General features: G+C 36.8%; 16 protein-coding genes. 9 read left to right on the top strand and 7 right to left on the bottom strand.

Annotation, left to right across the window (positions count from 1 at the left end; genetic code table 11):
- Window positions 1-45: 45 nt before the first annotated feature.
- Genes H4J69_RS06790 through prmB form a run of 3 tightly spaced genes read right to left on the bottom strand, consistent with a single transcriptional unit; the run spans window position 46 to window position 3,328 of the window.
- The gene (locus H4J69_RS06790; protein WP_182244699.1) at window positions 46-1,209 is read right to left on the bottom strand and encodes an MFS transporter; all 1,164 of its coding nucleotides are present in this window, start codon (window positions 1,207-1,209) and stop codon (window positions 46-48) included.
- Between the two features lie 29 nt (window positions 1,210-1,238).
- Window positions 1,239-2,330: a chorismate synthase gene (gene aroC, locus H4J69_RS06785; RefSeq protein ID WP_070376082.1), complete on the bottom strand. Its 1,092-nt coding sequence runs from the start codon at window positions 2,328-2,330 to the stop codon at window positions 1,239-1,241.
- Window positions 2,331-2,383: 53 nt separating this feature from the next.
- The gene (prmB, locus tag H4J69_RS06780) at window positions 2,384-3,328 is read right to left on the bottom strand and encodes a 50S ribosomal protein L3 N(5)-glutamine methyltransferase (RefSeq protein WP_070376081.1); all 945 of its coding nucleotides are present in this window, start codon (window positions 3,326-3,328) and stop codon (window positions 2,384-2,386) included.
- A 282-nt stretch (window positions 3,329-3,610) separates the two neighbouring features.
- On the opposite strand from prmB, the gene smrB reads away from it, so the two are divergent.
- Window positions 3,611-4,168 carry an endonuclease SmrB gene (gene smrB, locus H4J69_RS06775; RefSeq protein WP_182244698.1) on the top strand — a complete coding sequence of 186 codons (558 nt, stop codon included), beginning with the start codon at window positions 3,611-3,613 and terminating at the stop codon, window positions 4,166-4,168.
- 8 nt (window positions 4,169-4,176) lie between these two features.
- Here smrB and sixA read toward each other — a convergent pair whose 3' ends face one another.
- On the bottom strand, window positions 4,177-4,650 hold the full coding sequence (gene sixA / locus H4J69_RS06770) for a phosphohistidine phosphatase SixA (protein ID WP_182242952.1): 474 nt from the start codon (window positions 4,648-4,650) through the stop codon (window positions 4,177-4,179).
- A gap of 218 nt (window positions 4,651-4,868) precedes the next feature.
- On the opposite strand from sixA, the gene H4J69_RS06765 reads away from it, so the two are divergent.
- From H4J69_RS06765 to H4J69_RS06755, 3 genes are all read left to right on the top strand, one after another.
- On the top strand, window positions 4,869-7,652 hold the full coding sequence (locus H4J69_RS06765; protein WP_182244696.1) for an insulinase family protein: 2,784 nt from the start codon (window positions 4,869-4,871) through the stop codon (window positions 7,650-7,652).
- Window positions 7,653-7,911: 259 nt separating this feature from the next.
- Window positions 7,912-12,528, top strand: a complete 4,617-nt coding sequence (locus H4J69_RS06760; protein WP_182244694.1) for an EAL domain-containing protein — start codon at window positions 7,912-7,914, stop codon at window positions 12,526-12,528.
- Window positions 12,529-12,705: 177 nt separating this feature from the next.
- Complete coding sequence (locus H4J69_RS06755; protein WP_182244692.1) at window positions 12,706-13,050, top strand: polymer-forming cytoskeletal protein; 345 nt, start codon at window positions 12,706-12,708, stop codon at window positions 13,048-13,050.
- Between the two features lie 227 nt (window positions 13,051-13,277).
- Here H4J69_RS06755 and H4J69_RS06750 read toward each other — a convergent pair whose 3' ends face one another.
- From H4J69_RS06750 to fadI, 3 genes are all read right to left on the bottom strand, one after another.
- The gene (locus tag H4J69_RS06750; protein ID WP_182215051.1) at window positions 13,278-13,478 is read right to left on the bottom strand and encodes a hypothetical protein; all 201 of its coding nucleotides are present in this window, start codon (window positions 13,476-13,478) and stop codon (window positions 13,278-13,280) included.
- 173 nt (window positions 13,479-13,651) lie between these two features.
- Window positions 13,652-15,793, bottom strand: a complete 2,142-nt coding sequence (gene fadJ / locus H4J69_RS06745) for a fatty acid oxidation complex subunit alpha FadJ (RefSeq protein WP_259367727.1) — start codon at window positions 15,791-15,793, stop codon at window positions 13,652-13,654.
- 59 nt (window positions 15,794-15,852) lie between these two features.
- A complete protein-coding gene (fadI, locus tag H4J69_RS06740; RefSeq protein WP_070376076.1) occupies window positions 15,853-17,160 on the bottom strand; it encodes an acetyl-CoA C-acyltransferase FadI in 1,308 nt (435 codons plus the stop codon).
- Between the two features lie 246 nt (window positions 17,161-17,406).
- Here fadI and H4J69_RS06735 point away from each other — a divergent pair, with 246 nt between their 5' ends.
- The 5 genes from H4J69_RS06735 to H4J69_RS06715 form a co-directional block, all read left to right on the top strand.
- Window positions 17,407-18,372 carry a MoxR family ATPase gene (locus tag H4J69_RS06735; protein WP_070376075.1) on the top strand — a complete coding sequence of 322 codons (966 nt, stop codon included), beginning with the start codon at window positions 17,407-17,409 and terminating at the stop codon, window positions 18,370-18,372.
- A gap of 59 nt (window positions 18,373-18,431) precedes the next feature.
- Window positions 18,432-19,460 (top strand): DUF58 domain-containing protein, encoded by a 1,029-nt coding sequence (locus H4J69_RS06730; protein WP_182215054.1) that lies wholly within the window; start codon window positions 18,432-18,434, stop codon window positions 19,458-19,460.
- A complete protein-coding gene (locus H4J69_RS06725) occupies window positions 19,448-19,957 on the top strand; it encodes a DUF4381 domain-containing protein (RefSeq protein WP_182215055.1) in 510 nt (169 codons plus the stop codon). The genes H4J69_RS06730 and H4J69_RS06725 overlap by 13 nt, the downstream gene beginning before the upstream one ends.
- The gene (locus H4J69_RS06720) at window positions 19,954-20,952 is read left to right on the top strand and encodes a VWA domain-containing protein (protein WP_182215057.1); all 999 of its coding nucleotides are present in this window, start codon (window positions 19,954-19,956) and stop codon (window positions 20,950-20,952) included. The genes H4J69_RS06725 and H4J69_RS06720 overlap by 4 nt, the downstream gene beginning before the upstream one ends.
- Before the next feature lies 1 nt (window position 20,953).
- Window positions 20,954-22,444, top strand: a 1,491-nt coding sequence (locus H4J69_RS06715; protein WP_182251929.1) for a VWA domain-containing protein, incomplete at its 3' end; no start/stop codon positions are given.

The raw sequence follows: 22,444 nt of genomic DNA, 5'->3' as shown, positions 1-22,444 counted from the left end.
CTGAAAAATATATTGAGTATAAAAGGATGAGAACGCGGATAAGTATTAGCCACTGACATTAACTTGTTGCCTATCTTGCATGAATAACACTAACACAAAGCCAATAAATGCTGCAGATGCCGCTAGGTTATAGGCAAGTTCACTGCCTTGCCCTCCTTGCCAAAGGATACCAGCAATATAAGCGCCAATCGCGCCACCTAGACCATAAACACCACCGATATAAATAGCTTGGCCACGATTTTGTTGGTCGTGATTAAAATGTTGATGGATAAATTGGATAGAAACACTATGGTACAAACCAAAACTCAGCGCATGTATGCACTGTACTAAAACAAGTACCCAAATGACATCGGCAAAACTACCCGTCATAAACCAACGTAACGAGGTGAGTAATATACTGATGGCCAGCAAGGTTTTTAGTCGGAAGTATCGAAAGAATATACTCGCATAGATAAAAATAAGAATTTCAGCCAATACCGAGATGGTAATGAAGATACCAACCGCAAATCCCGGATAAGCCAGCTCTCGGAGGTAAAGCGCAAAAAAACCATAATAAGGACCAAAACTCATTTGTAACATCAGGCCAGCAAGAAAAAAGAATATAAATGAGCGACTGAATATTTTATCTCTGATTTTTTCGATTTGCTGCACAGGATTTTTAGTCTTTTTTGCAGGGTGGAGTTTCATGCTTGAAAGAAATAGTCCCGCCAGCACAATGACACCTAAATAAGTAAAAGCATCTGCGGAATATCGTTCAATTAAATCCCCGGCTATCACAGCCAAGAAAATAAAACCGACACTGCCCCATAAGCGTATACGCGCATAAATTTTAGCACTACGTCTAATGGAATTAAGAGTAAGCACCTCAAGCTGAGGTAAAACAGCGGTCCAGAACAAGCTAAAAATCGCTAAACAAAAAACAACAGGCCAATAACCATTTAGCCAAAAAAGTAATGAAAAACTCAATAATGCCAACAAGGCACCGCTGCGAATAATGGTTAATTGTTTACCTGATTTATCGGCGGCAAAAGCCCAAAAGGTTGGACCGATGATTTTAGTGGCTGTAATAATAGCCAAAATTTCACCTATTTCAATTGAGCTGAAGCTTTTGGCATCAAGAAAAACAGGTAGAAAAGGAATGATCAAGCCTAAGATAGCAAAATACCAAAAGTAACTCGAAGACAGTCTGACGAACTTAACTGATGTCATCACTTTTGGTATTTAATAATAAAGACGACTTAGGCTTCTATATCAGGTGTTACACAAACGACATCAGCATTTTGTCCACGATGACGTAAAAAATGATCCATCAAGGTTAGTGCTAACATAGCTTCAGCAATAGGAACCGCACGAATACCCACACAAGGGTCGTGGCGACCTTTAGTCACTAAGTCAGTCGCTTTACCATCTAAATCAATGGTTTTACCACTAACACCAATACTTGAAGTTGGTTTCATCGCAATATTTGCAACAATACTTTGTCCTGATGAAATTCCGCCTAAAATGCCTCCACTGTGGTTACTTGCAAAACCCTCAGGCGTTAACTCATCGCGGTGCTCAGAGCCTCTTTGATTGACGACAGCAAAACCATCACCAATCTCAACACCTTTAACAGCATTTATGCCCATAAGCGCATGAGCGATATCTGCGTCCATTCGATCAAAGATAGGTTCACCTAAACCAACAGGAACGTTAGTGGCTCGCACCATAATTTTAGCGCCAATAGAATCCTTTTCACGAATAATACCACGCAATAATTCGTCTAAGGCTTCAAGTTTAGTTTCGTCAGGAAAGAAAAATGGATTATTTTCTACAATATCCCAATCAATATTAGTTGCGCAAACATCACCTATTTGGGTAACACACCCTTGAATTTCAACGTTAAATTTTTCTTTTAAGTACTTTTTAGCTACGGCGCCTGCGGCAACTCGCATAGCGGTTTCACGTGCTGACGATCTTCCGCCGCCACGATAGTCACGAATACCATATTTTTGCCAATAGGTATAATCGGCATGACCTGGACGAAAGCTTTGTGCGATATTTCCATAATCTTTTGAACGTTGATCGGTATTTTCAATTAACAGCCCAATAGGCGTTCCTGTGGTTTTGCCTTCAAAAACACCCGACATTATTTTAACCTGATCGGCTTCACGACGTGCCGTAGTATAACGAGAAGTGCCAGGACGACGACGGTCAAGATCATCTTGTAAGTCAGCTTCTGATAAGGCGAGTCCTGGCGGACAACCATCAATAATTGCACCTAAGCCTAAACCATGGCTTTCACCAAATGATGTTACGGTAAATAATTTTCCAAAGGTATTGCCTGACATGAATATATCTTCTCTCTATTATTTGAATACACGATTACGGTAAATAAGCTAAATTACTTTTGTTCAAATGCTTGCGTAAAACTGTTCTGATGGCTTGTTAACTGTTCTTTAGTCAACATAAACACACCATGCCCACCATTTTTAAAGGTTAACCACGTAAAAGGCACCTGTGGATAAACATGCTCAACATGAATTTGAGAGTTACCTACTTCACAAATTAACACACCGTTCTCATTTAAATGACTCGCCGCTTGAGCAAGAATTTCACGAACAATATCTAAGCCATCGACACCCGAACCTAAGCCCATTTCAGGTTCATGCAAGTATTCTTGCGGTAATGCGTCAACGTCTTCTTGATCAACATAAGGTGGATTGGTTACGATTAAATCATAACTTAGCCCCTCAACCCCAGAAAAAACGTCAGATTGAATTGGAATAACTTGTTCTGTTAAACCATGATTTTCAATATTAATTTGTGCAACATTTAACGCATCAATTGATAAGTCGAGCGCATCAACCTCGGATTCAGGGAATGCTACCGCACAAGCAATGGCAATACAGCCGCTTCCCGTACATAAATCAAGAATACGTTTAGGTGGATTTTCTGGTGAAAAATTTGGCGAAAAGTGTTGCTCTATTAATTCACCAATAGGGGAGCGTGGTACTAAAACCCGCTCATCAACATAAAAGGGTAAGCCAACAAACTGGGCATGATTGGTTAAATATGCAGCCGGCAGTTGTTCGACGATACGTCGTTCAATTAAGGCCAGTACCGCTGATTTTTCAGTTGATGTTAAACGACAATTAAACACTTGTTCATTTAACTCTACTGGCAAGTTTAAAGCGAACATCACTAAAGTTATAGCTTCATGCCACGCATTATTAGTACCGTGACCAAAAAAAAGCTCGGCTTGATTAAATTCACTGGTGGCAAACCGTAGATAATCACCTATGGTAAACAGTTCATCCTTAATCGGTGAAAAATCAACTTCGTTCACATTTACTCTCTTTATTTAACAAGTTTTATAAGGGGTACTATAACAATTAAATTAATTCATGGTGCAAATTTAAATGAAGATAAATTTTCAAGAACAAGACGATTGATTGACTAATAGCTGGCTATTGGGATTAAAAGCAACGCTGTTTTTGGATATTTAGAGCATTAACATTGATCATTGAGTTAATTTACTGGGTATTATAACCTTTTGCTTGTTATTGCCCACAGATGTTTTTAGAATTTGAATTGTTTTCCCTCTTAAAGTAAGAATGTAGTTTCCAAGATGAAATTTAAAGACGCATTGACACCCGATGAGAAAGATTTATTTATGCAGGCTATTGGTAAAGTAAAGCCAATTGTGCAAGATAAAATTGCGCCTATAAAAAAGCAAAGCCAAAATCAATCTTTACATCTTGGAAAAAACAAAGCAGATGCGAAGAAAAAACAACATGCTGAGTTCTACTTTTCTGATGAGTTTGAACCAAATCTGAATCAGCAAGGGCCGATGAAATATGTGCGTGAAGATGTTGACAGCTTTGAGGTTAAAAATTTAAGACGCGGTCAGTACGCACCCGATTTAATTTTAGATTTACATGGTTTAGATCAGAAAACAGCCAAGTTAGAAATTGCCGCGCTAATGTTTGCTTGTAAAAAAGAACATGCGAAGTGTGTCTGTATTGTACATGGCTTAGGTTCACAGGTACTAAAGAATAAAGTCCCACATTGGCTAGTACAGCACCCTGACGTAATGGCTTTTCATCAAGCACCACTTGAGTGGGGTGGTAATGGCGCATTATTGGTTTTAGTTGAACTTAATGATCGCTTCGCTGATATTATCTAACCAGAGCGCTAAAGACTGTTGGGTGTCGTATGCGAAACTAACCGCCCTTTCGCGGTACTTATATCATAATCAATAACCGCAATAGAGGCAGTTTCAAATAACGGCGCATGTTGACCACAGGTAAACTCTTCCACTAAATAACAGACCAAAGGCATATGTGAAACAATAAGTACATTTGCCTGGGCATTATCGATGAAAGTGACATCAATATAATTATGCATCTGTTGAGCTGAGTCTTCTGGCGTTATAAATTCAAGCGTGGTTAGAGTTGTTGTTGTTGCTAAGATGTTTTTTACAATTTTTGCGGTTTGTTGAGCGCGAACATAAGGGCTAACAAAAATAGCATCAAAATGCTCTTTTTGATGGACCAATTTCTTTGCCATCACTTCAGCTTCACGTTGACCAACGGCAGTTAATTCACGACCTTTATCAGAAGGAGCCATTGCTTGAGCTTGACCATGTCGCATTACAAATATTCGCATAAATTTTCCAAATAACATCATTTTTTCAAATCGATGGCATTTTAGCGCTTATTTCAGTCTATAGTATAGATAATTAATAGATAAATTAAGAATACAATAGACTCTAGTTGGTGCTTCAGGTAATTTAACTAGATAATTAAAATAATCTTAGAAACAAACGCTTACCTTTCCAGTGTTCGTCACAAATGAGGTTGCTGCAGTGTTTGCCGGAGCCGATATTGAAACAAAGCCCAAATGACAACAAGCAATATAAAACCTTAACATTAGCTAATGGCTTGCGTGTTCTATTAGTTCACAACGAACAAACCAATAAATCAGCCGCAGCATTGGCAGTAAATATTGGCCACTTTAGTGACCCCAGCAACCGTGAAGGTTTAGCCCATTTTCTAGAACACATGCTATTTTTAGGCACTAAGTCTTATCCAGACGGCAGTGAATATCAAAAATATATTAGTCAACATGGCGGCAGTAATAATGCATGGACAGCAACTGAGCACACCTGTTTTTTCTTTGATATCCAACATCAACATTTTACTTTTGCTTTAGATCGTTTTAGCCAATTCTTTATCAGTCCGTTACTCTCACAAGAGTTTGTTGAAAAAGAACGCCAGAATGTTGATGCTGAATTTAAACTTAAACTTAAAGACGATATTCGTCGTCTATACGATGTTCACAAAGAGACTATTAATCAAGCCCATCCTTTTTCAAAATTCTCGGTTGGTTCAATTGATACTCTAGCCGACAGAAAAGAAAGCGATCTGACAACCGAAATACGTGATTTTTTTCAACAGCATTATCGTGCCAACATAATGACACTTGTATTAGAGGGCCCACAGTCACTTGATGAGTTATCACAATTAGCAAAGAATAAATTTACCGATATAAGAGCCGCAACCTCAACCCCCAAAACAATAGATATACCGCTTTATTTACCTGAACACCAACAAATAAAAATTAATGTAAAACCGGTAAAGAATGACAGGCAACTTATTGTTAGTTTTGCAATGCCTAGCATTGATCCCTACTACCGTAACAAACCAGAATCTATTTTGACCTATTTACTGGGTCATGAGGGTAAAGGCAGTATATTGTCTTATCTTAAAAAACAGCGTTGGGCACTTAGCTTAACCGCTGGTTCAGGAGTAAATGGTTCAAACTTTAAAGATTTCAATTTAAGTATTTCACTTACTGAATTAGGTGAGCAACATATTAACGAAATCATTAGCAGTATTTTTTCTTATCTAAATTTAATGAAGAGCAAACCTGTTGATGAGTTTTATTATCAAGAAAAGCAGGCAATCGCTAATTTAGCGTTCAAGCACCAAGAAAAACTAAAACCATTAGATTCTGTTTGTCAGTTAGTTATTAACATGCAGCATTACGGATCCGAAGATTATATTTACGGTGACTACATAATGGATGGTATGCAACAACAAGAAATCAATGTCTTGTTGGGCTATTTATCAGCAAGCAATATGCGCATTATTCATATTAGTGCGCAAAATGAATTTGATAAAAATAGTTTTTGGTACCAAGTTCCTTTCAGTATTGAAAAAATAACTCAACTGCAAATTAACACTTGGGAAAATGAAGCATTAACCGCTAATTTTTCTTTGCCGCTAAGTAATCCTTATATTGTCGAAGAGCCCAAAATATATCCGTGTCAACCTGTTGCTAAGCAGGGTAATAAAACCCCCAAATTAATTGAAAAAATTGATGGTTTATCTGTATGGTTTAAACAAGACAGTACTTTTATTGTCCCCAAGGGCTATATTTACATAGGTATTGATGCCCCCCTAACGATAAAAGACAGCAAACATATTGCAATGACACGGTTATTTGTTGATTTGTATAGCGATGCTGTTATTGAACAGCATTATGATGCTGAATTAGCTGGAATTCATTACCATTTATTTTCGCACCAAGGTGGTATTACTCTACAACTATCAGGGGTTAGTACTAAACAAGACAAGTTACTCGAACAGTTATTGATAAGTCTAGTCACTGAGAATTTCATTGAAGAAAAGTTTGAGTTATTTAAAAAACAATTAATTAACCACTGGCATAACGCGCAAACCAGTAAATCTATTTCGCAATTATTTTCGATTCTTAGCTCAACAATGCAACCTAAAAACCCAACAAGTAGTTCACTCGCTAACGCGCTAGAAAATACTTCTTTCGAAGAGTTTGTCGCCTTTAGAAAACGCTTGTTTGATGAGATAACTATTGAGGCGTTAATGCATGGCAACTGGTTACCTGAACATGCATTGAAATTTAGTGAACAATTAAAAGCAGCATTTAGTCATCATTATTCAGATAAGTATGCCGTTAATGTACCTGTTCTTGATATTGAAGACCAAGGTGACATTCACCTTCCTTTGCATTTATCAGAACATGATCATGCTGCCGTGGTGTATTACCCGTTCGTAGGAAAAGATTTAACAACAATAGCGATAACTATGATCGCCAGCCAAATATTGTCACCCCTATTTTTTCAAGAAATGCGCACTGAAAAACAATTTGGTTATCTGGTAGGAGTTGGCTTCATTCCTATTAATCGTTATCCTGGTATCGCTTTCTATATACAGTCACCGCACGTTGACGCTATTGTTTTAGTAAAAGAAATAAACGAGTTTATTAATAGAGCACAGGACAATTTAACACTGTTATCTGAGCAAGATTGGCAACATATTCAACAAGGTTTGGCGAGTCAATTACAAGAAAAAGACTCTAGTTTGCGAATAAAGAGCCAACGGTTTTGGGCCGCTATTTGTAATAAAGAAACGAATTTCGATGAGAAACAACAATTGATCAACGTTATTTTATCATTGACGATTGATGATATTAGTCGCTTCTTTACTCAACAACTTTTATTTAACAACAATACCGACAGGATAACCTTAGCGAGTTACCAAGAAAACATTGTAGAAAATAATGAGAAAACATTGCAGCACAATGAAAGTATTGAAAAAAAATTAAAAAATTGTCAAAGAAAATACTAAACCTGCCGATAAAATATTAGGGCTAATGATATTAACTTATCTGAGTATCTTATTCATATAAGGGTAAATAAGTTGACTTAGCTCTAGCCATGATTTTTAATGTGGCTTGATGCAATATAAATAACAAAAATAATAAAATTGCTTGCTTAATTTATACCGTTCAAACGGTCAAATAATTCATTATAAATATTTTTCTTCTATTTTATATTATGAGTGGTGTAAATAAGCCTAATTGAAGCTTCTATCCAAGGTTGTATTTGTGCTTAATTTTTTTCCAAAGACTTATCCGGTAAAATTACAAAACTTTTGCCAAGCTTTCTGTTTATTGATTTTGACAATGGCATTTACCATTAATGTCGCAACTGCTGATGAAACAACCACTGAAAGTCTTATTTCGGCAAATACTTCCTTATCAAACCAAGCAGCCTTAAAGTTTAAACGTTTACTATCTGCAGACGGATTAAGTCAAAATAACGTTTTTGATATTACCCAGGACCATGATGGTTTTATTTGGATAGCGACCGAAGTTGGTCTCAATAGATATGATGGAAGTAACTTCGTCCATTATAAAAACAACCCGGCAGATAAAAGTTCAATTGCGAATAATTTTATTCGTAAAGTTTTTGTTGATAATCAAGGTACTCTTTGGGTTGGTACTAAAAAAGGCTTAGGTAAATTTAATGCAGAGCTAGATAACTTCGAAAACTATTATCATCAATTAGGAAATAGTGATTCCTTAAAAGATAATATGATTTGGGATATCTATCAAGACAAAACAGATAATATTTGGGTATCAACCACCAGTGGCATCCAAAAATATAATCCCGCTAATAATAATTTCACACGCATTAAAATACATGGCCTTGAAAATGAAATAAAACAAATATATACCATATTTCAAGATTCTAATAATAATTTTTGGTTTGGTAGCTACGATAAAGGCATTTATGTAACCAACAAAGATCTTAATTATTCATCATCACTGCAGGAAAAAAATAATAAATGGAAGATCACAATTCCTGCTAAATCACTATTCGATATAAAAGAAATTAATGGTGAATATTGGTTAGCTACAGAATTAGGTATTTATGTATTAGATCAAAATTATAACCTCAATAATCAGTACAACCAGGGTCATCTAACAAATAAGCTTATTTCTAATACTATACGCAGTATAACTCAAGCCGATGAATCGACCATATGGGTTGGAACAACAGATGGTTTAAATATTATAAATTTAAAAACTAATTTAATTGATGCATATACTAGTGATTCAAAGATAAAAAGTTTATCAGAAGATTGGATAAACTCGATATATAGCGATAAATTTGGCAACATATGGTTAGGCACTTATGGAAAAGGGCTCAATTTATTCTTAAAAGACAGCTTAAAGTTTTCTCATTATTTATCAGGCACATACAGCTCACCCATAGGTTCATTTTCCGAAACAACAGATGGTAAAATTTGGTTGTCTTCTGAGGAGTTAGGACTGAATTACATAAATAATTATGGAGAAGTCATAACAAAAGACATCCTTAAAAATGAAAATATCTATCAACTCATTGCTGATAACAACAACAACTTATGGTTAACTACTCTATCAAATAAATTATTTGTTTTTTATCAAGATACAAATACGCTAACTGAAATAAAACCCTGGCAAAAAGAATCTTTATACGACTCAAACTATACACTTAATTTACTCAATAATAGTATTTGGTTTGTCGATACAAATGGACAATTAGTAAATTATCAATTAGATAATCAAAATTTTAATCGCTTTATTATAAAAGATAATAACCTTAATAAAATAAAATCAATACATATTGATAGTAATAATACTTTATGGACCTTTTCATCGAATAATCAATTGATCAGTTTAAAAATAACATCTAGTGGCATTGTTGAAAACAGCATTACTTATCATGATTTATTAAATATTGATTACTTAGCTATGGTTGATGTTATGAACATAAAATCATACAACGCATGGGTTTGGCTGACTTCCGAGCAAGGATTGTTACTTTACAATAAAGAAACAAAAGAGACAGAATACTTCAATGAAAGTTCTGGTCTTTTAAATAATTCCATAGCTTCAATTGAAATTGATGAAAAAGAAAATGCTTGGTTATCTAGCGATGGAGCCATCAGTGTGATATCCCCTGAAACAAAAAAAATAAATAACTTTAGCCAGGATTTACATTTATCTGATAACGAATTTGTTTTTAATTCCTCATTAAAGGCTGGAGATGACAAAGTTTATTTTGGCGGTATTAATGGTTTCCACCAAATATCACCATCAAAAATAATGAATATAGAGCAACAAATAAATCCTCCAGTATTTATAGATTTACTCATTGCTAATAAAAAAATAAATGTAAAAAAATCAGCTCAAAAAAGTAACAAAAATAAAGAGTTTACTATTAATAGTGACATTAATCATTTAGAAGTGCTGACCCTCAAGCATGAACAATCTCCTTTTAGCATTGAATTTACATCCCCAAATTCAAAACTTCCTAATCAACTTTCCTACCGGTATCGCTTAATAGGGCTAGAAAAAGAATGGATACACACAGGTAAAAACAAGCATTTTGCTACTTACACCAACTTAAGTGCCGGTGATTATATATTTGAAGTTGAAGTGTATGATTTATTAGGTGCTGTTCCAAATAAGAAGAGCAATTTAAACATTCATATATTAGCACCTTGGTGGCTTTCTAAAACTGCAATTATAGCTTATACGCTACTCTGCTTTTTATTGATTGGCTATGTTATTCAGCAAATGCGACATAAACGCTTATTTCACTTACAGATTCAAAAAAGTGAAGAACGTTTAAAACTTTCTCTATGGGGAAGTGGCGATGAAATGTGGGATTGGAATATAATCACTGGCAAGATATATCGCTCAAATATTTGGGGTATTTTAGAGTTTCCACAAGATGGTAAGCGTAACGTCGGCTCAGACAAAACAAATATTAACGAACATGATATCGCGCGAGTTCGTGATGCAATAAACGACCATTTCGATAACGATACCGACCATTTTGAAGCGACCTATCGTGTTAAAAATAAAGATGATAAATGGATATGGGTACTTGATCGCGGAAAAATAGTCGAACGCGATGAAAAAGGCACCCCAACCCGTATGACAGGTACTTTAAAAGATATAAGCCGAATAAAAAAAGCTGACGAACGTTTAAAATTATTTGCCAAGTGTATTGAGAATATTTCTGATGCGGTTGTTATATACGATCGTGCTTTTAATATTGTTGATGTCAATAAATCTTACCAACGTATTACCCAAAAAACGCGTAAAGAAATGCTTGGTATAACCTTAGAGTTTGCCCAATATCCAAAAATTTTCACCAAAGATGTAAAAAAGCACTTAATAACCAAAGGCAGTTGGCACGATGAAATCGAAAGTAAACGTGATAATGGCGAAGAGTATTTAACCGACCTTAATATCGATGTGATACTTGATGAGAATAAAAGTATTTCTCATTTTGTTGGTGTGTTTTCTGATATAACTAAACGCAAAGAAACCGAAGCTGAACTGCGTAAATTGGCCAATAGCGATACCTTAACGGGCCTGCCTAATCGTTCATATTTTCAAGCTAATCAAACTCTGCTAGTTAATAAAAAAGCCCCTCATGCTCTACTGGTTTTTGATTTAGATAATTTTAAAAAGATTAATGACTCTATGGGACACGAAGTAGGAGACGTACTTCTATGTCAGGTCGCAAAAAGAATGCAAGCTGTTGGCAGAAAGCAAGATACGGTTTATCGCTTAGGTGGTGACGAATTTAGTATTATTATTGAAAACACCAACGATATTCATACGATCACCAGTATTGCTAAAGATGTGCTAACGACCATTGCCCAGCCGCTGAAACTGAGAAATCAAGAAGTAGTTCTTTTTAGTAGCTTAGGTATTGTACTTTATCCTGAAGATGGTATATCACCGCAAGAGCTACTGAAAAACGCAGATACAGCCATGTATCATGCTAAAAACAATGGTGGTAATAAGTATCAGTTCTTTAGTGATTCGATGAATAAGGCAGCAGTTAAGCGCTTACAAGTTGAAAGCTTAATACGCCATGGTTTAAAAGAAGATTCTTTCTCAGTCTTCTATCAACCTAAGATTGAAATTTCTACCGGTAAAGTGGCCGGTATGGAAGCCTTAGTGCGTTTCGAAACCCCTAAAAAAGGCATCATTAGCCCAATAACTTTTATCCCTATTTCGGAAGAAACAGGCCAAATAATTGACATTGGCGAAGTGGTTTTAAGAAAGTCATGTTTTGCAACTAAAAAATGGGTTGATGCCGGGCTATTTAGTGGTCGGGTAGCGGTCAATTTATCAGCGGTGCAATTTACCCAGCCTAATTTGGTTGGCATGATTGCTGACATTCTCAAAGAAAGTCAATTACCGGCTAAGTACCTTGAATTAGAAATAACGGAAGGTACTGTTATGGACTCTCCCCAAAAAGCTATTGATATTATGTTGCAAATTCGAGCTATGGGTATTCACTTATCGTTAGATGATTTTGGCACGGGCTACTCATCACTCGCTTATTTAAAGAAGTTTCCGCTTAATACCTTAAAAATAGATAAAGCTTTTGTTGATGATATTGAAGAGTCAGAGCAGGGTCGTAATATGGTTGCCACTATAGTGACTATTGCACATAACTTAGGTATGCAAGTAGTCGCTGAAGGGGTTGAAACTAATCAACAGCTAAGTTTTCTTTCTGGATTACGCTGTGAGCAACTGCAAGGTTATTTATACAGTAAACCTTTACCGGAAGGAGACTTTCAAAAGTACTTACTTTCTTATCAAATCACCACAGCATCGACCAACTTTGGGAAAACGTCATTTTAATGTCATTTAGCATTATATAATTCTAACGAATTACTTTAGTCTCTGACAAGTTTTTGACATACGAAAATTCCTCTAAAAAACCTCCACGAAAGCCTTATTTAACAAGGCTTTTGATTTCTGGCATAATACGTGCTTTAGCATAGATGAAATTAATAATAAAAAATTAAGGAAATTTTAATGCTTAGCTCACTTATTTTATCTTTGGCAATGTCTGCTTCGCCAGCACCTGTTATAAAGTCTGATTCATTAATGATAGATGAAATTGGTCGTTTACGTGGTTCTGTAAAAGTAAATGAACAAAAGTTAGATGTAGATACAATCGGTCGCTTACGTGGCTCTATAAAAGTAAATGATCAAAAGTTAGATATAAACACAATCGGTCGTTTACGTGGATCTGTGAAAGTAAATGAACAAAAGTTAGATGTAGATACAATCGGTCGCTTACGTGGCTCTGTGAAAGTAAATGAACAAAAGTTAGATGTAGATACAATCGGTCGCTTACGTGGCTCTATAAAAGTCTAGGAGTCCAAGATGATCAACTTATTTAAAGCTCTATTTGTAACAACTAAAGCAAACCCTATTGCTGCTAGCATTGAAATTAAAGAAATGCCAGCCAGTAAGTGGTGGAAGTAATAATCATTGAGCCACTATTATCAATGGTTAGTTTGAAGAAAGACACTGTTTGCTACAAGGAATGTAGCTGTCTTATTTTATCTAGAGTGATAAAGAAAAATTAATTTTAAAAACTTCTAAGCTTTTAAAATTAGTGTATTAAAGCCAAACATCTTATTCATTTTCATCCGTTTCTTCATACAGAACATTGGCCAAATAAAAGGCCCAAAAACTAATCCTGCACATGCCCAGCGCTTCAAACCTAAACCACTACGTAATGCCTGGCAGTAAAAGAACATCGAACAAACAACACTGACAACCGCTAAAAATAACAACATAATATTTACCGCTAAACTGACTAAAAGAATGGCTAAAACTTTATAGGCGAAATATAACTAATTTAGAGTATTTATTCAACTTATTTTAAAGGGTAAAAAGCATAAAAAAAAGAGGCATTAAATTGCCTCTTTTTCGTTAAATTGCCACCGAGGTGGCATAACATTGCCTGTTACTAATAATATTTATTACCTGTTTCAGCCATGGTAATTAATGCCTGGCAAGGCTTGAAGCGTTCGCCTAGTTCACTACTCCACAGGTTCAACTTATTAACAATCACCTCTGCACCTAACGTATCGATATAATGGAATGGTCCACCTAAAAATGGTGGGAATCCGATACCGAAGATAGCGCCGATATCACCGTCTCTAGCATTACGAATAATACCTTCATCTAAACACCTAGCAGCCTCATTCAACATCATAAAAACACAGCGCTGAACAAGTTCATCATTTGTTTTTTGATCTTTAATGATGATATTTAATAATGGATAGACAGATTCATCAACAAGTTTTTTGGTGACTTTTTTGCCGTTTTTATCTTTATAGAGGTAAAAACCTTTCTGCACTTTTTTACCTAAACGTTTATCGGCAATAAGTTTATTAAATGCTTCTGGTGCAGCAAATCGATCGCCTAATTCAGCTTGTAAAATAGGACCAATTTTAGCACCTATATCAATACCGACTTCATCTAGTAATTGTATGGGTCCAACAGGGAAGCCAAACTTAACCAGTGCTTTATCTAACTTACCAATCGATTCGCCTTCAAGTAATAATAAGGCGGCTTCATTCATGTAAGGCGCTAAGATACGATTAACATAGAAACCCGCTTTGTCTTTAACAACTATCGGCGTTTTGCCTTGTTTTTTAGCAAAAGCAACTGTCGTTGAAATAGTTTGATCAGAGGTTTTTGAATGTGCAATAATTTCGGCTAACGGCATTTTATCTACCGGAGAAAAATAATGCAGTCCAATGACATTTTCAGGGCGCAAAGCTTTTGCGGCTATTTGTCCGATAGGTAAACTTGAGGTATTACTCGCAAAAATAGTGTCTTCAGCACAAATACTTTCCATGTCATCAACCATTTTTTGCTTTAATGACAAGTCTTCAAAAACAGCTTCTATAACCATATCAACGTTTTTAAAACCGCTATAATCAACACAACCCGTAATTTTAGCCAATTGCTTTTGCATTTCACTTTTCAACATAAAGCGACGTTTAACTTTTTTGTTGAGTATGTCATAACCATATTTCATCGCATGGCTGATACCTTGCGGCGCAATATCTTTAATACGTACATCAACATTCGCTTTAGTTGCACTAACAAAAGCAATACCACCGCCCATTAAGCCGCCACCTAAAACACCAACTTGGCTAATCGGCTTAGCATTAACACCTTCGATGCCCTGCTCTTTTTTCATGTCGGTAGTAGCAAAAAAGATTTGTCTTAATTGAGCTGATTCTGGTGACATAACAAGTTCACCAAAATGATCGGCTTCAGTTTGGTAACCACTGACCGATGATTTTTCGATACCACTGCGTACACTATCAATAATTTTGAGGGGTGAAGGATAATTGCCTTTGGTTTTAGCCAATACAGATTTAGTCGCCTGATTGAAAATTATTTTACGGCCAACCGCATTACCTTCAAGTGCCTTATCTAACACACTGATTTTGCGTTGACTCTTTTTAATCTTACTCGCTTTACCTTGTGCCGCTAGCACTAAGTTTTCAGCAGCAGAGATTAAAATGCTGTTCGGCACAACATCAACAACCAAGCCCATCTTCAAGGCTTGTTTCGCGCGTAATTGTTTACCTGTTAGCATCATATCTAATGCTTTTTGAATACCAACCAATTTTGGTAAACGCTGCGTACCACCGCTCCCCGGTAATAGGCCTAACTGTACTTCAGGTAATCCCAAGGCTGTTTTGCCATTATCACTACAAATACGAGCATGACACGCCATAGCAAGTTCAAGTCCGCCGCCTAGACAAGCACCATTAATAGCAGCAACAACAGGAATTGAGAGGTTTTCAATTTGATCAAAAATCATTTGCCCATTGCGAGAAAGAGCCGTTGCTTCACTCGCACTTTGACAGCTCGCCAGCATATTAATATCTGCGCCAGCAACAAAAGAATCTTTTTTGCCACTGATTAAGACAACACCTTTAAGCGTATTGTCATTACGTATTTCTTTTAATACCGTATCAATTTCTTCAGAAAACTCAGCTTTCAAGGTATTCATGGATTCGCCAATCACGTCCATCACTAAATGAGCAATACCATTGTCTTGGCGAATTAATGTAAACGTACTCATATTGTTACTCTCTTGTTTAAGCGCTTCATCGTTTGCTTGAGTGTTATTAGGTGCAGTCATTAGTCAGTCTCCACTATCATTGCAGCGCCTAAACCACCAGCGGCACATGCGGTAGTTAAACCGGTACCTCCACCTCGACGATTTAACTCATTAAGGGTTTGTACAATTAAACGGGTACCTGTTGCAGCAAAAGGATGACCATAAGCTAACGAACCACCCATCACGTTAAATTTAGCCATATCAATATCGCCAATCGCTTTATCTTGACCTAATTGCTCACGGGCAAATTTTGTACTGGCAAACATTTTCATATTAGCAAGCGCTTGTGCTGCAAAGGCTTCATGCATTTCAATTAAATCTAAATCTTTTAATTCCATACCTGCACGCTTAAGTGCTAATGGCGTCGCATAACTTGGCCCCATAAGCATATCTTGCCAAACATCGATGGCAGCAAAAGCATAACTTTTGATATAACCAAGCGGTTTATAACCTAATTCTTTTGCACGCCCTTCACGCATTAAAATAATGGCAGAGGCACCATCTGTTAATGGTGTACTTGTTGCTGCAGTCACTGTGCCGTGTTTTCTATCAAAACAAGGACGTAATTTTTTATAACTGGCAAGTTCTGAGTTTTCACGAATACAGTTATCTTTTTCAATAAAACTTTTATAAGGTTCACTGTAGGCGGTCATCACCTCACCGGCTAACTTACCTTCTTGCCAACTTTTTGTGGCTAAAGTATGCGAACGATGTGCTAATTCATCTTGAGCTTCACGAGAGATATTATGGGTTTTTGCCATCTGCTCTGCAGTCTGCCCCATCGATATACCCGTAGAGTATTCAGCAACAGCTGGTGGAACAGGCATAATATCTTTTAGGCCCAACTGACGAATAAGTGATATTTTTTGCCCCAAGCTTCTCGCTTTACTTAAATCAAGTAAGATACGTGCAAACTTTTTTGACACACCAATAGGCGCAACTGATGAAGAATCAGCACCACCAGCAATACCCACATCAACATAACCTGCCATAATAGCTTCTGTTACATTAACCGTTGATTGGAAGCTTGTTGCACAAGCCCTTGAGACACTATAGGCGTCGGTATTTACATTCATGCCAGTACCCAAAACAATTTCGCGGGCAATGTTTGGCGCTTCAGGCATTTGTACCACTTGGCCAAAAACTAATTGATCAATAATAGTAGGGTCAATATCATGCTTTTTTAGCAATTCATTAACGACAATTTTTCCTAAATCTACTGCTGGTACACCATGAAAAGCAGTGGCTTGTTTTGCAAAAGGTGTTCGCAACCCAGCCACTACAGCGATGCGTTCTCCGTTTCGAGTCGTTAAATTCATTTTCGTCATGTTTTACCCTTCTATCGTAATATCTAATTTTATCGTCTTCAAACCAAGAGGTCTGACCACTTGTTGATTGCTTTATTCTAACCTCAAATGAAATAAATACAACTCCCAGCTAAAACGTGAGCTATTCATTCGAAAATAAATTGTTAAAAATCATGTCAAATTGTAAAAAATCCTTGTTTTATGGTACCTGAACCTTATATATATACCCACAGGTTTAACAATAAAAACAAGTAAGTGGTAGTTAGCATGGCAATTGAACATTTTTCATCCCTAAAAGAATACTTATCTCAACAAATTATAGGTCAACACGCCCTTGTTGAAAATTTACTTATTGCATTGCTTGCCAATGGTCACCTAATTGTAGAAGGTCCTCCCGGCTTAGCAAAAACTCGTGCCGTAAATGCATTAGCTGAAGGTATTGAAGCTGATTTTCACCGCGTGCAATTTACCCCCGATTTATTACCTGCTGATTTAACCGGCACCGATATTTATCGCCCTGAAGATGGCACTTTTGTTTTTCAGCCGGGTCCTCTTTTTAGAAATTTAGTACTCGCTGATGAAATCAACCGCGCGCCAGCAAAAGTACAATCCGCTTTATTGGAGGCGATGGCAGAGGGACAAATTACGGTTGGACGTAATACTTATCCTCTTCCTGACTTATTCTTAGTGATGGCAACACAGAATCCTATTGAACAAGAAGGTACTTACCCTCTTCCTGAAGCACAATTAGATCGCTTCTTAATGCACATTGAAATTGATTATCCTGATGCTGTAAGTGAATTAGCTATTTTAAAGCTCAACCGCGGTGAAGCACTTCAACATGGCAAAGAAAGTAAAAAACCGGTAAAAGAAATATCGCAAAGTGATATTTTTGCTGCTCGCGACCAAGTGATGGAAATTCATATGGCACCGGCCATTGAAAATTATATTGTTGATTTAATTATGGCGACGCGTACTCCAGAAAAATATGATGACCAATTAAAAAAATGGCTCGCTTATGGCGCAAGTCCCCGAGCAACTATTGCACTTGACCGATGTTCACGTGCTAGAGCTTGGTTACATAACCGTGATTTTGTTAGCCCTGAAGATGTACAAGCCGTATTCCATAATGTATTACGTCACCGCATTTTGCTGACTTACCAGGCTGAAGCTGAAGGTATTAACAGTAATCAACTTCTTGATCACTTACTAAGCTTAGTCGCTGTTGCTTAAATAGCATTAATCGCTTTAACAACATCAAATAATGAACGATCAATCTTGTAAGTAAATTTATGTGGCTTAATCAAAAAAAAGAACAAAACCAGCAAGACGTTGCAAATCTGCTTAGTAGTGTTTTAAGTAATGGTATTGAATTATCAATCGATGAATTAATTCAATACCAAAACAAAACTAAACTCATTGATCTCGCTGCGCGTAAAAGTCAGCATGGTCAAATGTCAGGTAATTACTTATCTCGTAGTAAAGGGCGAGGTATGGAATTTGACGAAGTACGTCATTATCAAAATGGTGATGATATACGTGCCATCGACTGGCGAGTAACAGCACGAACAGGTAAAACCCATACTAAAATTTTTCGTGAAGAAGTTGAACGTCCAGTACTCGTAGTAACCGACCTCAGTAATTCAATGTTGTTTGGTAGTCAGCTTTTATTTAAATCAGTACAAGCTGCACACTTAGCGGCATTAGTGACTTGGCATGCTAAAGGCCGAGGCGATAGAGTCGGCGGTATTGTTTTTAATCAACATAAACATAGTGAATTAAAACCGCGCAGTCGCAAACAAGGCGTGCTTCATTATTTATACAGTTTAGTAGAAACTCATCAACATACGTTATCTATCGAACAGCAAAAACACGAAGAACATTTATCTATTGAACAACAGCATAATTCTGCTAATGCTGCTTTTGAAGAGAATTGTGCACGACTAAGACAACTTGCTCGCCCTGGAAGTTTGGTTTATTTAATCACCGATGGTAATTATATTAGCCAAGAAACTATCCGCCACTTATCCCATATTAGTCGTCATTGTGAACTAGTTGTCTGTTTGATAAGTGATCCGCTTGAGCACGACTTACCTGATAGTAAACATAAAATGAACGTTACGGTGACCGACGGAAACTCGCGACAGCAATTATTGATTGGTGATGAAAAGGCGACTAAGAATTATCATCAACAAGCCAATGAACGAGTTCAATTGAAAAAAGATTTATTACTTAAAGCAGGCGCCCGAGTATTGCACTTCTCATCAGGTCAAACTTTAGAGCAACAATTAACTGACGGAGTCGCCTCATGGAAGCGTTAAAACAACCGTCTGAGCAATTAGCTCAATTAAAAGATATTCACTTACCAGAGCAGGTTCATAATTACCCATTCGCTTATGGCTGGTGGATATTACTTGCGTCCATATTAATAGCGCTTATTTTCGTTGTTGTAAAATGGCAAAGACGCCGAAAATTATCTCATGCTAAAAAATTAGCATTATCAAAACTTCAAAGCACCGATAATAATGACGAAATAATCACTTTATTAAAATGGGCTGCATTTCAGTATTTTCCACGAAATGAAATTGCCTCGTTACATGGCGAACGATTAAAAGATTTTTTCAAGAACACGTTAGCAATTAAGCACCAAGAAAAATTTCTAACCTTATCTGAACAGCAATTTAGTCATAAATATCAGCTTACTGAAAATTCAGAAAATGAAACGTTGAAGGAAGCCGCTCATCTTTGGCTCAGTCAAGCGCTTCCGCCGCAGTTACTAAAGCAAAATTCGGTAACAAAACATGAGAAACAGTCATGATTAATCTACTACTACCATGGGTATTGTTAGCGCTGCCGATACCATTATTAATGTATCTATTACCAGCAAAGAATCAAAACCAAGCGGCAGCATTAAAAATGCCAATACTAATTCAAAATACCTCTAGTGAACGTTTTTCAGCTAAAACTAAAAAGTCTCCACGTATTTTATTTTTACTGATTTGGAGCTTAATTGTTCTATCTGCCAGTCAGCCGCAATGGCTCGGCGAAGCAGTAAATGTACCCACCGAAGGGCGCGAAATGATGATAGCTGTAGATCTGTCTGGCAGTATGCAAGTTGAAGACATGCAAATAAATGGCAGCACCGTTAACCGCCTAGATATGTTAAAAGTATTATTAGGTGAGTTTATTGAACGTCGCACCGGTGATCGTTTAGGTCTTATTCTCTTTGGTGATGATGCCTATATGCAAACACCAATGACCTTTGATAGAAAAACAGTGCAGCAGATGCTTGATGAAGCCGTATTAGGTTTAGTCGGTAAACAAACCGCAATTGGAGATGCTATTGCCTTGGCAGTAAAACGCTTTGATGCAAAAAAACAATCAAATCGTGTGTTATTACTGTTAACCGATGGTCAAAATACGGCGGGTAAAATAACCCCAGAACAAGCATTAGAACTCGCAGTTGCAAAAAATATTACCATTTATTCAGTAGGCATTGGCGCTGATGTAATGATTCAAGATTCAATTTTTGGCAAACGTCGCATTAACCCATCTAGCGAATTAGATGAAGAGTCATTGCAACAATTGGCTAGCGAAACGGGTGGTTATTATTTTCGTGCCCGTGACAGTAAAGATATGAGTGAGATATATCAATTACTCGATGCGCTAGAACCGATAGAGCAAGACCAACAACAAATGCGTCCACTTACAGCATTATTTTATTGGCCATTATCTATAGCATTATTATTATCATTTTTTTATCTAATTTGGCTGAACCTACCCACTATCACATTAAAAGGAGCGAATAATTAAAATGGCTGACTTTCACTTTATTCGTCCTTGGTTGTTATTAGCTATCATCGCCTTATTTTTTGCGTTAAAACTCCTCAAAAAATACCGGTTGAGCCAATCTGGCTGGCAACAATTGCTTCCAAAACATTTAGCAAGCGTCTTGGTTGATAAGCAAGACAGTCGGCAAAAGTTGTCGCTTACTTTCCCTTTTATCATAGGTTTATTAGCAATTGTTGCTTTAGCCGGACCTACGTGGAAAAAACTGCCACAACCCGTTTATCAAATAGCACGCGGGTCGGTGTTGATCATGGACATGTCGTATTCTATGTATGCTACTGATATTGCGCCTAATCGATTAACAAGATCGCGATACAAAGCGATTGATTTACTCGAACAATTAAATGAAGGTGAAATAGGCTTAATCGCCTATGCTGGTGATGCTTTTACGATTAGCCCTCTGACAGCCGACATTAATAATATTAAATTGTTATTGCCATCTTTGTCCCCTGAATTAATGCCAGAACTTGGTAGTAACCCTTTAGCTGCGCTAACGCTCGCTCACGATATGCTGGTTAATGCTGGTCATAGCAAAGGTGATATATATTGGTTTACTGATGGTATCGATAATTATGACATTCAAGACATCACCGATTGGAGTAGAAGCAATAATCATCGATTGAATATTTTAGGCATAGGCACAACAACTGGAGCGCCAATAAAGCTTAATAATGGTGAACTGATGAAAGATACGAGTGGTTCTATTATCGTCCCTAAATTATCAATATCAGCCTTAACAGGCGCAGCAAAAAGAGGCAGTGGTTATTATGCAACACTCGCTAACAATAATAGTGATATTGAAGCGTTACTTCGACAACCCAGTGATATTGAAGATCAACAACAAAAAGAATCTTCAAATACGGGTGATCAATGGCAAGAAGCGGGTCCCTATCTATTATTTTTAGTCTTAGCCTTGTTATTGCCCTACTTTCGCCGAGGCCGTTTATTAGCGATATTGCCATTAATATTATTAATGTCACCCGTTGATAAAAGCTACGCGCAAAGCACAACATTACCAAGCACTACAAAACCCAATGCAGTGCTAACAAAAGAATCAGTCCCAGACAAACAGGTGACTGATGATTTTTGGAAAAATTTATGGCAAACCAAAGACCAACAAGGACAACAACAATTCAACAGTGAAGCTTTTGAGCAGGCAGCCACTAGTTTTGAAGATTCATCTTGGCAGGGGAGCTCTTATTATCGCTCAGGAAATTACGAGCAAGCATTAAAAGCATTTCAACGCCAAGACACTGCCGAAGCTCTTTATAACCAAGGTAATTCTCTAGCGCAATTAAAACGTATTGATGAAGCAATTAAAGCGTATGAACAAGCGTTACTAAAAGAGCCACAGCATCAAGATGCAAAAGCTAATAAAGCTTACCTTGAAGAGTTAAAAAAACAACAAGAGCAGCAACAAGAAAACCAAGAACAGAACAACGAAGAAAACAACGAC

This window comes from Colwellia sp. BRX10-9 (assembly GCF_014077405.1).
Lineage (GTDB): Bacteria > Pseudomonadota > Gammaproteobacteria > Enterobacterales > Alteromonadaceae > Colwellia_A.
The sequence above is the reverse complement of the archived record's forward strand: the minus strand, read 5'-3'. Positions and strand labels throughout refer to the sequence as shown.

Coding starts and splice junctions, on each gene's coding strand:
- aroC (WP_070376082.1), bottom strand. CDS start 2,330: ATGTCAGGCAATACCTTTGGAAAATTATTTACCGTAACATCATTTGGT.
- smrB (WP_182244698.1), top strand. CDS start 3,611: ATGAAATTTAAAGACGCATTGACACCCGATGAGAAAGATTTATTTATG.
- H4J69_RS06790 (WP_182244699.1), bottom strand. CDS start 1,209: ATGACATCAGTTAAGTTCGTCAGACTGTCTTCGAGTTACTTTTGGTAT.
- H4J69_RS06755 (WP_182244692.1), top strand. CDS start 12,706: ATGCTTAGCTCACTTATTTTATCTTTGGCAATGTCTGCTTCGCCAGCA.
- sixA (WP_182242952.1), bottom strand. CDS start 4,650: ATGCGAATATTTGTAATGCGACATGGTCAAGCTCAAGCAATGGCTCCT.
- H4J69_RS06720 (WP_182215057.1), top strand. CDS start 19,954: ATGATTAATCTACTACTACCATGGGTATTGTTAGCGCTGCCGATACCA.
- H4J69_RS06750 (WP_182215051.1), bottom strand. CDS start 13,478: ATGTTGTTATTTTTAGCGGTTGTCAGTGTTGTTTGTTCGATGTTCTTT.
- fadJ (WP_259367727.1), bottom strand. CDS start 15,793: ATGAGTACGTTTACATTAATTCGCCAAGACAATGGTATTGCTCATTTA.
- fadI (WP_070376076.1), bottom strand. CDS start 17,160: ATGACGAAAATGAATTTAACGACTCGAAACGGAGAACGCATCGCTGTA.
- H4J69_RS06735 (WP_070376075.1), top strand. CDS start 17,407: ATGGCAATTGAACATTTTTCATCCCTAAAAGAATACTTATCTCAACAA.
- H4J69_RS06730 (WP_182215054.1), top strand. CDS start 18,432: ATGTGGCTTAATCAAAAAAAAGAACAAAACCAGCAAGACGTTGCAAAT.
- H4J69_RS06725 (WP_182215055.1), top strand. CDS start 19,448: ATGGAAGCGTTAAAACAACCGTCTGAGCAATTAGCTCAATTAAAAGAT.